At 65.5% G+C, this 11,523-nt stretch carries 15 protein-coding genes; 5 read left to right on the top strand and 10 right to left on the bottom strand.

The window, feature by feature from the left end:
- Positions 1-72: 72 nt before the first annotated feature.
- Genes BIU90_RS17035 through BIU90_RS17045 form a run of 3 tightly spaced genes read left to right on the top strand, consistent with a single transcriptional unit; the run spans position 73 to position 2,894 of the window.
- Entirely contained in the window at positions 73-675 is a 603-nt protein-coding gene (locus BIU90_RS17035) for a recombinase family protein (protein ID WP_055960814.1), read from the top strand.
- Positions 676-681: 6 nt separating this feature from the next.
- Entirely contained in the window at positions 682-2,085 is a 1,404-nt protein-coding gene (locus tag BIU90_RS17040; protein ID WP_071301383.1) for a Mu transposase C-terminal domain-containing protein, read from the top strand.
- On the top strand, positions 2,082-2,894 hold the full coding sequence (locus BIU90_RS17045; RefSeq protein WP_055960810.1) for an AAA family ATPase: 813 nt from the start codon (positions 2,082-2,084) through the stop codon (positions 2,892-2,894). The genes BIU90_RS17040 and BIU90_RS17045 overlap by 4 nt, the downstream gene beginning before the upstream one ends.
- 111 nt (positions 2,895-3,005) lie before the next feature.
- On the opposite strand, the gene BIU90_RS17050 is transcribed toward BIU90_RS17045, so the two are convergent.
- From BIU90_RS17050 to BIU90_RS17060, 3 genes are all read right to left on the bottom strand, one after another.
- Complete coding sequence (locus BIU90_RS17050) at positions 3,006-3,473, bottom strand: N-acetyltransferase (RefSeq protein WP_175470247.1); 468 nt, start codon at positions 3,471-3,473, stop codon at positions 3,006-3,008.
- Positions 3,474-3,533: 60 nt separating this feature from the next.
- A complete protein-coding gene (locus tag BIU90_RS17055) occupies positions 3,534-3,737 on the bottom strand; it encodes a hypothetical protein (protein ID WP_071297650.1) in 204 nt (67 codons plus the stop codon).
- A 127-nt stretch (positions 3,738-3,864) separates the two neighbouring features.
- The gene (locus tag BIU90_RS17060; RefSeq protein ID WP_071297651.1) at positions 3,865-4,323 is read right to left on the bottom strand and encodes an Lrp/AsnC family transcriptional regulator; all 459 of its coding nucleotides are present in this window, start codon (positions 4,321-4,323) and stop codon (positions 3,865-3,867) included.
- Between the two features lie 94 nt (positions 4,324-4,417).
- On the opposite strand from BIU90_RS17060, the gene BIU90_RS17065 reads away from it, so the two are divergent.
- Positions 4,418-4,858 carry a rhodanese-like domain-containing protein gene (locus BIU90_RS17065; RefSeq protein WP_254782961.1) on the top strand — a complete coding sequence of 147 codons (441 nt, stop codon included), beginning with the start codon at positions 4,418-4,420 and terminating at the stop codon, positions 4,856-4,858.
- On the top strand, positions 4,855-5,370 hold the full coding sequence (locus BIU90_RS17070) for a GNAT family N-acetyltransferase (RefSeq protein WP_071301384.1): 516 nt from the start codon (positions 4,855-4,857) through the stop codon (positions 5,368-5,370). Before BIU90_RS17065 ends, BIU90_RS17070 begins: the two co-directional genes overlap by 4 nt.
- A gap of 8 nt (positions 5,371-5,378) precedes the next feature.
- Here the strand turns inward: BIU90_RS17070 and BIU90_RS17075 are convergent, their stop codons facing one another.
- The 7 genes from BIU90_RS17075 to BIU90_RS17110 form a co-directional block, all read right to left on the bottom strand.
- Positions 5,379-5,879, bottom strand: coding sequence for a GNAT family N-acetyltransferase (locus BIU90_RS17075; RefSeq protein ID WP_071297653.1), 501 nt, complete (start codon positions 5,877-5,879; stop codon positions 5,379-5,381).
- Between the two features lie 75 nt (positions 5,880-5,954).
- Positions 5,955-6,338 carry an NUDIX domain-containing protein gene (locus BIU90_RS17990; protein ID WP_254787100.1) on the bottom strand — a complete coding sequence of 128 codons (384 nt, stop codon included), beginning with the start codon at positions 6,336-6,338 and terminating at the stop codon, positions 5,955-5,957.
- A gap of 333 nt (positions 6,339-6,671) precedes the next feature.
- Positions 6,672-7,523, bottom strand: a complete 852-nt coding sequence (locus tag BIU90_RS17085) for a PHP domain-containing protein (RefSeq protein ID WP_071297655.1) — start codon at positions 7,521-7,523, stop codon at positions 6,672-6,674.
- 632 nt (positions 7,524-8,155) lie between these two features.
- Complete coding sequence (locus BIU90_RS17095; RefSeq protein ID WP_071297657.1) at positions 8,156-8,551, bottom strand: hypothetical protein; 396 nt, start codon at positions 8,549-8,551, stop codon at positions 8,156-8,158.
- Positions 8,552-8,787: 236 nt separating this feature from the next.
- Positions 8,788-9,804, bottom strand: a complete 1,017-nt coding sequence (locus BIU90_RS17100) for a hypothetical protein (protein WP_139195350.1) — start codon at positions 9,802-9,804, stop codon at positions 8,788-8,790.
- A 98-nt stretch (positions 9,805-9,902) separates the two neighbouring features.
- Complete coding sequence (locus tag BIU90_RS17105) at positions 9,903-10,679, bottom strand: hypothetical protein (protein ID WP_217640106.1); 777 nt, start codon at positions 10,677-10,679, stop codon at positions 9,903-9,905.
- Positions 10,676-11,350: a DedA family protein gene (locus BIU90_RS17110; protein WP_071297659.1), complete on the bottom strand. Its 675-nt coding sequence runs from the start codon at positions 11,348-11,350 to the stop codon at positions 10,676-10,678. The genes BIU90_RS17105 and BIU90_RS17110 overlap by 4 nt, the downstream gene beginning before the upstream one ends.
- Positions 11,351-11,523: the final 173 nt, after the last annotated feature.

Genomic DNA, 11,523 nt, shown 5'->3' on the forward strand with positions numbered 1-11,523 from the left:
GTAGCGGAACCCAGTCCCAGAATCTACGTGCCGCCACTACCCCTCCTGGTCGAGTTTCGCTACGTTCTCTTCATGGGTCACCTTCTCGGGTATGCGCGCGTGTCCACCACAGACCAGGACGCGTCGCTGCAGATCGACGCGCTCAACGCCGCTGGCTGCTACCGCGTGTTCGTCGACACCATGTCCGGGTCGCTCCAACACCGGCCCGAGCTCGACAAGCTCCTCGACCAGCTCCGCCCCGGCGACACTCTCGTCGTCTGGCGACTCGACCGGCTCGGCCGGTCCATCCGGCACCTCATCGATCAGCTGCACGCTCTCGCCGAGCGCGGCATCGGGTTCCGGTCCCTGCAGGAGACCATCGACACCACCTCGCCCGGCGGCCGGCTCGTGTTCCACGTCTTCGCCGCGTTGGCGGAGTTCGAACGGGACCTCATCAAGGAACGCACCAACGCCGGCCTCGCCGCCGCTCGAGCCCGCGGCCGCACCGGCGGCCGACCATCTCGGCTCTCCGCGGACCAGGTGCGCACCGCACGCCGGCTCTACGAACAGCAGGACATGACCGTCGCGCAGATCGGCGACGTGCTCGGCGTTAGCCGCACCACCATCTACCGTGCACTCGCGAAGCACGCCGAGCCCGTCGCGGCGCGACGAACCAAGCCTTCCCCAACGATGTAGCTGGCTATGGACGCGAGCGAGCGGTGGGGCATCCTTCGACTGCACGTCGAGGACGCCATCCCGCTCGCCACCCTGGCCCGCACCACGGGCGTCGCTGAGCGCACCCTGCAACGCTGGTTGGCCCGCTACCGAACCGGCGGATACCCGGCTCTCGCCGACGGCACCCGCACCGATCACGGCGCCCGACGGACGGCACCGGAACTGGTGCGCCTGATTGAGGGGCTCGCACTCACCAAGCCACGACCTTCGATCGCCACGATTCACCGCCAGGTCGACAATTACTGCACCAAACGAGGTCTCTCAGCGCCGTCGTACTCCGTTGTGCGGTCGATCGTGAACGGGCTTGATCCCGGGATGGTGACGCTCGCGCTTGAGGGGCCCGCGTCATATCGGGACAAGCACGAACTGCTGCTCCGACGTCGTGCGGATCGCCCCAACGCGATCTGGCAGGCGGACCACACGATGCTCGATCTGCTCATCGTCGGACCCGACGGCAAGCCCGAACGGCCGTGGTTGACGGTGATCCTCGACGACTACTCCCGCGCGGTCTGCGGGTACATGGTGTTCCTCGGCGCCCCATCCGCCGCGAACACCGCGCTCGCGCTCCGGCAAGCGATCTGGCACAAGCCGGAACCGGACTGGCCTGTCTGCGGGATCCCAGACGTGCTCTACACAGACCACGGGTCCGACTTCACCAGCCACCGAATCGGCGACACCGCCGCCGTGCTGCACCTCCGCATCATCCACTCGCAGGTCGCTCGCCCCCAGGGCCGCGGGAAGATCGAGCGGTTCTTCGGCACCATCAACACCGAGCTGCTCCCAACGCTCCCCGGCCACCTCGCACCCGGATCCTCGGCGCCGGCGCCGACGCCGGCGCTGGATCTCGCCGGTGTCGACAGTGCCATCAACACGTTCATCCGCCGCTACAACGCCCGCATCCACCGCGAGCTCCGGAAGAGCCCACTGGAAGCGTGGATCGCAGACGGGTGGCTGCCACGAATGCCGGACTCCCTCGAGCAGCTCGACGGGTTCCTGCTCACCGTCCCGACCACGCGTGTCGTGCAACGAGACGGCATCCACTTCGAAGGGCTCCGCTACACCGCAACCACTCTCGCACCCTTCGTGGGCAGCACCGTCAGCGTCCGGTACGACCCCCGCGACGTCACCGAGATCCGTGTCTTTCACCGCGACGCGTTCCTGTGCACCGCGATCAGTACCGCGCATCAGACCGAGACCATCAGTCTCAAGCAGATCCAGGCCGCCCGGAACGCGCAACGAAGAGCCCTGCGCGGGCAGATCCGCGAACGCATCGCGATCGTCCGCCCCACACCCGATGATCACACCCCACCAGCACCCGCACCGGCACCGGATCAACCGCGACTGATGACCTACGAGGAGGACCGGTCATGACGAGCCAGTTCATCATCACGAAGGAACACCGTCGGTTCGCGGAGTTCGCCGACGCCGTCCGGAAGCAGAACACCATCGGCGTCTGCTTCGGCCCCGCTGGCGTCGGCAAGACCCTCTCCGCACGCCGCTACGCCCACTGGGACAGCATCGGCCCGTTCATCGCCAGATGGGCCGCACGCAGCGAAGACGACACGAAGATCTACGCCGCCGCCCACCGAGCCCGCACCGTCTTCTACACGCCCGAGGTCTCCGCCACGATGCGCGCCCTGCAGGACGACCTCCGGCACGACATGCTCCGCACCGAACGCTGCATCGAGGAACACCTCCTGCTCCAGGGTCGCCACTTCGACCACGCACACGGCCCCAACCCGTCCCTGCTCGAGCTGATCATCATCGACGAGTCCGAACGCCTCACCGGCAACGCGATCGAGTGGCTCCGCGACCAGTACGACCGCACCGGCATAGCGATGATCCTCATCGGCATGCCCGGCATCGAGAAGCAGTTCAGCCACTACCCGCAGCTCTACAGCCGCCTCGGTTTCGCCCACCAGTACCGTCCGCTCGGCCACGACGAGCTGCTCTTCGTCCTCGAACGTCAATGGCGCAAGCTCGGCAAGACGCTCGACCCCGACGACTTCACCGACGCGCAAGCCATCGCCGCCGTCGAACGCATCACCCGCGGCAACTTCCGGCTCCTTGAGCGCCTCCTCCCTCAGATCCAACGCGTCCTGAAGATCAACGAGCTCGACGTCATCACCAACGACGTCGTCGAGGCCGCCCGCAGCACCCTCGTCATCGGCACCACCTGACCCGACACCGATCGCAGCGAAAACGACGACACAGAGCGAGGCTGCTCACAGTCGAGGCCTTGGAAGTACGTGGACGGAGACACTCGACGCTCCGTCTCGGTAAACGACCGGCTATCGGACATGGGTCGCCAGGTTCAATGTCATCGCGAGAGACCCGACGGCATCCTGTCGACTGGTCTCGACGAAGCCCGCGCGTTCGTACGTCCGTAGCGCCGGACGGTTGCCCGTCACGACGTTGAGGCCGATCGAGGTCGCACCGAGTGCACGTGCTTGTGCGACGGCAAGCCGCACTAAGTCGTGGGCCAAGCCGCGGCCTCGCACGGTGGGATCGAGCAGAACCCGTCCGAGGTGAGCATGGCTGTCGTGCATCGTGAGTTCGAACTGGCCGATCGGTTCGGGACCAGCGTCAACGGCCACCCATGCCGTTCGTTCAGGGCTCTGTTCGCCGATTGTGAGCTGGTTGAAAGTCAGAGGCCATCGCAGGCGGGGGCCGGCGAAGAGGTACAGCGCCTCGGCGTCCGGCACCCACGACACGATCAGATGGCAGTCATCACTGGATCGCGGTCGAATCGAGAGCACGCCGCACATCATCCGCGCGATTGGTCACAACGGCCAGAGCCACGTCCGTTGACCGATCCTCTACCGGCCGTGCTTCGCCTTCCGGAGTGCGAAGCGCCATAACCAGATGCCAGCGCCGAGCCGAAAGAGTCCGAGCGCGGTGTTCAAGATCACCAGGATCACGTCGAGGTCTGGCCGCGTGAGGCGAACGATCGACGTCGCGACGAATACCAGGCCGAAGGCAAGCGCGATCGAGCCCAGAACCTTCGCGCTCAAGACGTCCATCGCGCCAACCTAGCTGCTGTCGACGTCCGTGGGGCCAGCGGCTATCGGACACAGCGGCGTGCAGTGACGGGGGGTGAGAATCACGGGAGGGTTCCGGCGCGCTCCGCTCTGCGCAATCGGCTGCTGCTCATGCAGGTTGCACGTGTCGCGCAGGGACGGGGCTCGAGTACACGACGTTCGTGGTGATCCCCCCGAGCGTCGCGAGCCGTCCGGTGATCCGCTCCAGGTCCCGCATCGATCGGGCGAGCACCTTGATGATGAAGCAGTCTGCGCCTGTGACGTGGTGCGCCTCGATGACTTCGGGCATGTCGGCAACGAGGTCGTGGAAGGGCTTGTAGTTCCCGGACGGGTACGCGAGCCGCACGAACGCCGTGACGGTGTACCCGAGCGCTTCCGGGTCGACGGTGCCCGAGTAGCCGGTGATTACGCCGGCGTCGGTCAGGCGGCGGACCCGCTCAGCGGTCGCGCTCGCGGAGAGGTTCACTGCTCGGGCGAGCTGCGCGACACTCGTCCGGCCATCGCGCTGAAGCTCCGCGATGATCGCGTGATCGGTCGTATCGAGAGGCTGCTGCGGATTCGACGGCATGGGTTGGAATCTACCGTCGGTTCCGCGGTCGAGGCGGTCGAGTGCCGTTCGATTCGGGTTCCGCGGAGACCGTCTTGCACGCTTCGATGAAGGGGTGCAAACGACACTGACCGCGGCCGACTTCTTCGCCGCGAAGTTGACTTACGAGACCGACCCGTCCGACCTCGCCGCGGAGCGTGCTGCGGGTACAGCCCCGATCGTGCTTGACGTCCGAAACGACGCAGCCTGGAGTCAGGGACGAATCCCGGGTGCCGTGCACGTCCCCACCGTCGACCTCGCCGCCCGTGCTGCGGCGGTTGTGCCCGACCAGGACACTGCCGTGGTGGTGTACTGCTGGGGACCGGGCTGCAACGGCAGCACGCGGGCGGCGCTCGCGCTCTCCCGGATGGGCTACACCAACGTGCGGGAACTCATCGGCGGGTTCGAATATTGGGCACGAGAGGGCCTCGCCGTCGTCTCCGACAGCGGCCGGTCGCGGCAGGCCCCGGACCCGCTGACCGCTCCGGCACCCACGCCCACTCTGGCGGACACGTGAGCGTAACGGTACGGCAGGTTCGGGCTCGGGCTCGGGCTCGGGCTCGGGCTCGGGCAGAGCTTGCCCCGGTCCGGACGCTTGTCGAGGCCTACGCCCGGTACGAGCAGAGCGCCGCCGTCGTACCCGAGGACTGGGAAGGGCGCATGGCCGACCTCACAGCCATCGGCCGGGTCACTGTTTTTATCGCGAGCATCGACGACACGGTGCTCGGGTACGCGAGCATGACGCGCGAGGTCTCCACCTGGACCGGTCAGACCTTCGCACACCTCGACTGCCTATTCGTCGACGGAAGGTACCGTGGACATGGCGTCGGGCGACTGCTGTTCAACGCCGCCTGCGCGCACGCGCGCTCAGTCGGCGACACCGAACTTCAATGGCAGACACCAGCGTGGAACGCGGGCGCGATCCTGTTCTACTGCCGCACCGGAGCGCAGAGCGCGAGCAAAGAACGCTTCACCATGCCGATTGAACCAACGGCCGACCACCATCCCGATAGCCGTCGGTCTCGGTAGCCGATCGGCTATCGGACACTGAATCGTGCCCAGGAGTCGGAGGGCAGTTCGGGTCGGCCGGGGACGTCGCGTTGCTCGAACGTGCACGACCGGTCGAGCTCAGCAGCGACCGTGTGCCAGAACTTCGCTGCGACTTCGTTGCGGTCCTGGAAGGCAACAGCCCACCGACCGGGGTGCGCGGCGGTCAGCTCTGTCACGGCTGATCGTCCGACGCGAGAGCGTCGCGCTCCGTGCACGATGAAGAAGCTACTGATTACGTGCTCCTCGGTGTCGAGTCCGCGGAGGACCGCGAACCCGACCGGGTGCGGCCCGAGCTGGAACACGTGTGCGGACCAGCCCGGTTCGGAGATTCCGGCATCGAGTCGTTCTTGTCGGAAGCGGCCGTGCTCGTCGGGGAGTGTGCCGGTGTACGCGGACATCTCGTGCCGGAACATGGTCCAGAGCTGTTCGAGCTGTGGGCGGTGTCGTTCGTCAGCGGCGTGGATGGTCAGGGGCGTGAGGGTGCTCATACAAGAAAACCTCCGCCGTGGTCGGCAGAGGTTTCGTTGCTAGGCAGTCTATCGCCCCATCCGGTTTCCCATCGGTCATCGGACGGCGTCGTGCAGCACTTGGTCGATCCACTCGTGATGATCCAGCTCACCGAGCTCGCAGAGATTGACCCACTGGATCTCGAGCACTTCGTCTTCTTCGAGGGCGAACGCCGCAGCATCAAGCGAGCAGAGGTAGGCCACCGTCACGTACCCGACATGGTCACCGTTGGGGTAGACGTTCTCGAGAAGGGAGCCGCCGTAGGCGCCGAAGATGCGGATGATTTCGCTGCCGACGCCGAGTTCTTCTCGCACTTCGCGCTGCAGCGCGGCGTGTGGCTCTTCGCCGGGTTCAACTCCGCCGCCGATCAGGCCCCACCGTCTCGAGTCGCGCTGTCGGGCGATGAGGAAGCGATCGCCGTCTTGGACGACCGCGGTCACCCCGGGAAGGAGAAGGTAGCTGCTGCCGACCTGCTCTCGTAGCGATCGCACGTACTCAGAAACCGGCATACTCCGAAGCTATCGCCCACCCGCCCGATCGAGGATCGGTCTGTGAGGTAGTTAGATCACGAACCGAAGAGGCCGAACCCTGCCGAGATGGCTACCCCGAGACCCACGACTATCCCTACCGTGCTCCCGACGATCACTGCCAGCCGTCGATCCTTGTTCATCCCCATCGTCCGAGCCTAGGAGTGTCCGGTAGTCGATCGGCTATCGGACGGTTAGAACGTGGTGGAGTCGCGCAGATTCACGGTTGCTGGTGAGGCGCGAGCGTCATCGAATCCAGAGGTCTTCAGCGCGCCGACCTGCTCGGAATCCGAAGTACTCGAGCATCGCGACTGCTTCCGGGAAGCCCGAAGCGAGCGCGTCGGGTGCGTGGGCGTCACTTCCGAACGAAACAGCTCGGCCACCTTCCTCCGCCCACCACTGCGGTACCCAGGACCACAACCGTCGCGTGTTCATCTCAAGCGCTCGCCCGGAATCCGCGATGCTCCGCATTGCAGCTCGGAACCCCTCCTCGAACACACGTGGGTCGAACGGTCCTGCAACGTCACTGGGCCACGTTCGTGCTGCGTAGTCGATGTGTGTGAAGACCTCGAACGCGTCCGAGCCGGCGACCATTCGTGGGATCTCCTCCAAGTACGCCCACATGACATCAGCAGCCGGCCGGTGCCGGAACAGCGTGACCGGTTCGGTGCGGTGCGCGTCGGCGAACGGCAGCATGTGCAGGGAACCGTTCACCCGATCGACGACGCCCCTCGACAACACGCTCGCAGCCGCGTCTGCCCAGAGGTGTGGCTGTCCGAACTCGACACCAGTCAGGATGCGGACGCCGGGGAACTCGCGTCGGCACCGGTCGATGGCGTCGAGGTATCCGTCAAGGTCGAAGGGCGGCAGCGACACACGACCGTTCGGTTCGACCAAGGTGCCCGCGAATGCGCCCATGTCGCCTTCGTCTACGAACCACTGGTCCTCGTAGTCAAGATGTTCCGTGAACACGAGCGCCGGCAGGCCGATCCGCTCCGCACGGGCACACATCCGGCGCATCAGGTCTTCTGAAGCCGGATCCGTCGCCGCGTCCCAGGAGAACTCACTGTGCACGTGCGCGTCAGCAGGCAGCATCATCGGGCAACTGTGCCAAGCACCGCACACGCGCCGCAAGCAGGACCGTCGCCCCGGACCACCGATCCTGTCGCGGACCATGCCGGTGGTGTGCCCGGTCACGGATCGGTCAGTGAGACGGCGTGTGCGTTGGGGAGAACGGGCCTGGTCCGGTTTCGGCGTCGGTCATGGTGATGTGGCCGTTGGAGCCGAGCGAAACGTCGGCTTGCCATTGGTTCTAAACTCCGCAGGCGCTGTGCTCCACGAGATCGTGCAGCGTCACGCGCTGCGAGACGTCGACCTTCGTGCCGTCGTTGCCGGAGATTCGTAGCGTGACCGCCGCACGTCCGTGCCCTTCGTCGTCGTTCGAGACGACTAGTTGCTGTGTAGCAGTCAGGTCCCCAGTGCTGAAGGTCTTGCAGAGACTGTCCGTGCATATGAGGAGGCTCCCGGGATGCGCCGCCGCCCAACTGGCGCCGTCGAACCACACACTCGGTGGGTAGGACGCAGCCCCCGAGCAGGCGCGCGGTCCGGTGCAACTCGACAGCATCAAGGAGAACAGCGGCAGTACAGCAGCTGCCAGTACCCGTCCTCTACGCACCGTGACATTCAACTCCCGAACAGCGACCGGTCCGGTAGACGATCGACTTTCGGGCTCAGGACCAGTAGGCGGCACGCACGACCAAGAACCCCACGTCGACCTCGGAAGACAGATCGACAGTTCGGGGATCACACACGGTGCCACTCATCCGGTGCTCGAGCTCATTGGCCAGAAATTCCGCAGTCATCTCGGTTGGAGGTCGCACCGTGAGGAGCCGCCAGCAACCACCGGACCCGCACTCAACGTCGTCGCCCACGACCTCAGAACCAGAGGGAAGTGCGACAACGGACGCCGGCGGAGTGTCGCCTTCAGTCGCAGAGAGGAACAGTAAGGCGTAGCGAGCGATCGCCAGCGCTGTCACGAGGACGAGGAGCACGATCACGATGCGCCTCCAGGTGCCCGGAGCGCTCCTTGTCGCCGGGGCACCGCCCTTGCCCGTCGCGCTGCTCATGGCGAAACACTAGTGGGCCGGATCGAACCGTCGGAGGATCACACCGCATCTGGGCCGCCATCGGAAGCTCCGGAGCCAGAACCCTGTGGCGCCCGCCCCCTACCATCTCGTTAGCCGATCCCCTGTTGGGACTGGTAAGCGGCGAATGCCGGGCCTACAGTCCGCGTCATTCAGGACGCGGACTGCAGACCGACTCCCTGCGGCCGAGATGCGAGCCGAGGTCGCAGGGAACGCACTCAGCCTCCTAGGAGCGGTGCCGGCGCCAACGAGACCGCACCTTCGGTGTCATCATCTACGGTTTCTGCAAGCCCATCGACGCTAAGGGAAACGTCAGACTGCACAAGTTGCACATCTTCCGTTTTGAGAAGATCCGATTGCGACATTGCTCGAACCGCTCCGATCACCTCTCGAGCTGGGAACTCGGCCCGCGCGCGGAGTTCGTCCGTGATGTATCGATCTTCCGCATCTGGGAGATCTACCCTGCTCGGCAGCAGTGCATCAGCGCGAAGAAACGCCCGAACAAGAAAGAAGCTTTTGTAGTAAAGCTCACTGAAACCGCCGTCGTACGGCAGGGGAAGGCGGATGAGACCCAGTCTTCCGTCTCTCCGGGGCGTGTCGCGCGGACTTTCTGAGGGGTAGATGCCGATCCGCAGGCCGGACGCGCCCTGAAGGCCACCCGCTCGAGACTTCACCGTTGTGCCCACCCACTTGTCGGACTGCGGATTTCCGATGAACAAATCGGCCTTCCAGATCCCGGATATCGAACGCGGCAGCTTTTCCCCATCGCCCTTGGCATGGAAAGCTTCGATGATGTCCGGAATGTAGCGCTGGAGCTTGGGCGGATGCCCGCGCTTGCCTACGTAGAGTCGCGAGTCTGGGGTGAGGGCCTCGTTCACCGACTCAAGGATCGGGATGCGCCCATCCTTCTCTGGGCCGAACAGGATGGAGTCGGCTCCGTCGCCGATTCCGCAGAAGTCCTCCAACACTTGGCTCGCAAGCGGGTGGATCAACGGGTCACGACGCGCGATCGCGTCGTGGACGGTCCACTCGAAGCAGATCCCGGCGTCGCCCGAGCCCTCTCGAAACTCACGTGCAAGATCCTCCAGGGTGATTTCGTCGTACCCCCCTAGGCGCGCGACGCGTGCCATCTTGAGCGAGTACAAGGTTGCCTCCAGCACAGCGGCAACCATCGAGTACTTCGCCATCACTGGATCAGACACGTCCGCGGTCTGAAAGCTGCGCATTGTTCGCATCTTATGGATGCTACGGCACGGGCTGGCCGACTGGGACCCCAGCGGGCGTCCGATTCCCCGCTCGAATACTGCGGCAAGGAGTCTCGATAGTCGATGGCTTACCGGACGTCTCGTGCTGCTCCGGCAGCAGACGAGCTGAGGGGACGAAGGCGCCTCGTCCACGCCACCGCGAAAGCGATCACGATGAGTAGGATCGCGCTGACCAGCCCGGTTCCTACGGCGAGACCGCCGCGCGCGTTGGGAACGGCGACGAAGTCGGCAAACGATGCTCCGATGGGCCGGGTGAGGACGTACGCGGTCCAGAACGCCGTCACCGGACCGACGACCGACGTCACGCGCGCGAGAACGACGATGACCATCGCTGCCACGAACACGAGGCCGCCGCTGAGGTAGCCAAGGTGCAGGGTGCTGGCGGCGAGGTCGCCGGCGGCGGTCCCCATCGCGAAGGTCGTGATCACGGCGGCCCAGTAGAACAGTTGCCGACGGGTGGTCGTGATTGTGTGCACGTCGACGGTGCTTTCGGTGCGGTGCCAAAGCACGAACACGGCGACGAGCGCAGTGAGGAACACCGGGGTCGAGACGAAGTACGGCACACCGAGTGCAACGTGGGTGACGTCGGCGACCATCGTGCCGAACACTCCCACCATCGACACCGTTCCCCAGTAGAGCCAGGGCCGGTACCGGTCTGCCCGGAGCTGCACAACGAGGACCACGAGGAAGAGGACCGCGGTGATGAGTACCGTCGGGACGGGGTCGAATCGAGTGACCAGGAAGTCCGACAGTGCTTCACCCATCCCGGTCGTGAGGATCTTGATGAGCCAGAACGACGCCGTCGGCTCCGGCACACGATTCCGCGAGCTCACCTCGGGGCTCACCTGTCACCTCCGATCGGGTGCGACGGTGCCGACGAGGTTGCGCGGTTCTTCCGGGCGACGTGGCGGCGGCGGAGCGCGCCGATGACGATGGGCAGGATCGAGACGAGGATGATGACGATCATCAGCGCGTCGATGTTGTGGGCGATCAGCGGGATGCCGCCGAGGAGCACGCCGACGGCGGTGAGGCCGCACGCCCAGGAGATCGCGCCGATGAGGTTGAACAGCAGGAACCGTCGGTAGTGCATCTGCGCGGTGCCGGCAGCTAGCGGCACGTAGGTGCGGACGATCGGGACGAACCGGCCGAGGACCAGGCTGAGTCCGCCCCACTTGGTGAAGAACGCTTCCGCTTCGTTGAGGCGGGCGGTAGTGAGGATCCGGGCGTCGTCCTTGAACAGGCGGCGGCCGTACCGTTTCCCGATCCAGTACCCGACCTGGTCACCGGCGATCGCGGCGATCGATGCCACGAGCGCGACCTGCCACGGCGTAACCCCGAGGGTGCTGCTGATGATCGCTGCGGTGACCAGGAGCGAGTCACCGGGCAGGAAGGGGAACAGCACCCCGGACTCGATGAAGATCAGCAGTGCGATACCGGCGAGGACGTACGGACCGAACGAATGCAGCACGGACGCAGCGTCGAACAGGCTCACGGCGAGCGGAACGGTGGAGAGCATGGCGGTCCTTCCAGGACAAGTCACGGCGACCGCCCAACCAGTGGGGCGGCCGACGAAGGTCGGACGTCAGACGGTCAGGTGGCTGCGCTGGGCGGGTTCGTCGCGGCGGAGCCGGATCACGAGGAAGGTGATGATCGCGGCGATGATGACGAGGAACACGACGCTCGTGGTGA

The sequence above is a fragment of the Curtobacterium sp. MCBA15_001 genome, assembly GCF_001864835.1.
Lineage (GTDB): Bacteria > Actinomycetota > Actinomycetes > Actinomycetales > Microbacteriaceae > Curtobacterium.

Bases quoted from the DNA above. Each gene is read 5' to 3' on its own strand.
- BIU90_RS17035 (WP_055960814.1), top strand. From the start codon at position 73: ATGGGTCACCTTCTCGGGTATGCGCGCGTGTCCACCACAGACCAGGAC.
- BIU90_RS17040 (WP_071301383.1), top strand. From the start codon at position 682: ATGGACGCGAGCGAGCGGTGGGGCATCCTTCGACTGCACGTCGAGGAC.
- BIU90_RS17045 (WP_055960810.1), top strand. From the start codon at position 2,082: ATGACGAGCCAGTTCATCATCACGAAGGAACACCGTCGGTTCGCGGAG.
- BIU90_RS17055 (WP_071297650.1), bottom strand. From the start codon at position 3,737: ATGGACGTCTTGAGCGCGAAGGTTCTGGGCTCGATCGCGCTTGCCTTC.
- BIU90_RS17060 (WP_071297651.1), bottom strand. From the start codon at position 4,323: ATGCCGTCGAATCCGCAGCAGCCTCTCGATACGACCGATCACGCGATC.
- BIU90_RS17075 (WP_071297653.1), bottom strand. From the start codon at position 5,879: ATGAGCACCCTCACGCCCCTGACCATCCACGCCGCTGACGAACGACAC.
- BIU90_RS17085 (WP_071297655.1), bottom strand. From the start codon at position 7,523: ATGATGCTGCCTGCTGACGCGCACGTGCACAGTGAGTTCTCCTGGGAC.
- BIU90_RS17095 (WP_071297657.1), bottom strand. From the start codon at position 8,551: ATGAGCAGCGCGACGGGCAAGGGCGGTGCCCCGGCGACAAGGAGCGCT.
- BIU90_RS17100 (WP_139195350.1), bottom strand. From the start codon at position 9,804: ATGCGAACAATGCGCAGCTTTCAGACCGCGGACGTGTCTGATCCAGTG.
- BIU90_RS17110 (WP_071297659.1), bottom strand. From the start codon at position 11,350: ATGCTCTCCACCGTTCCGCTCGCCGTGAGCCTGTTCGACGCTGCGTCC.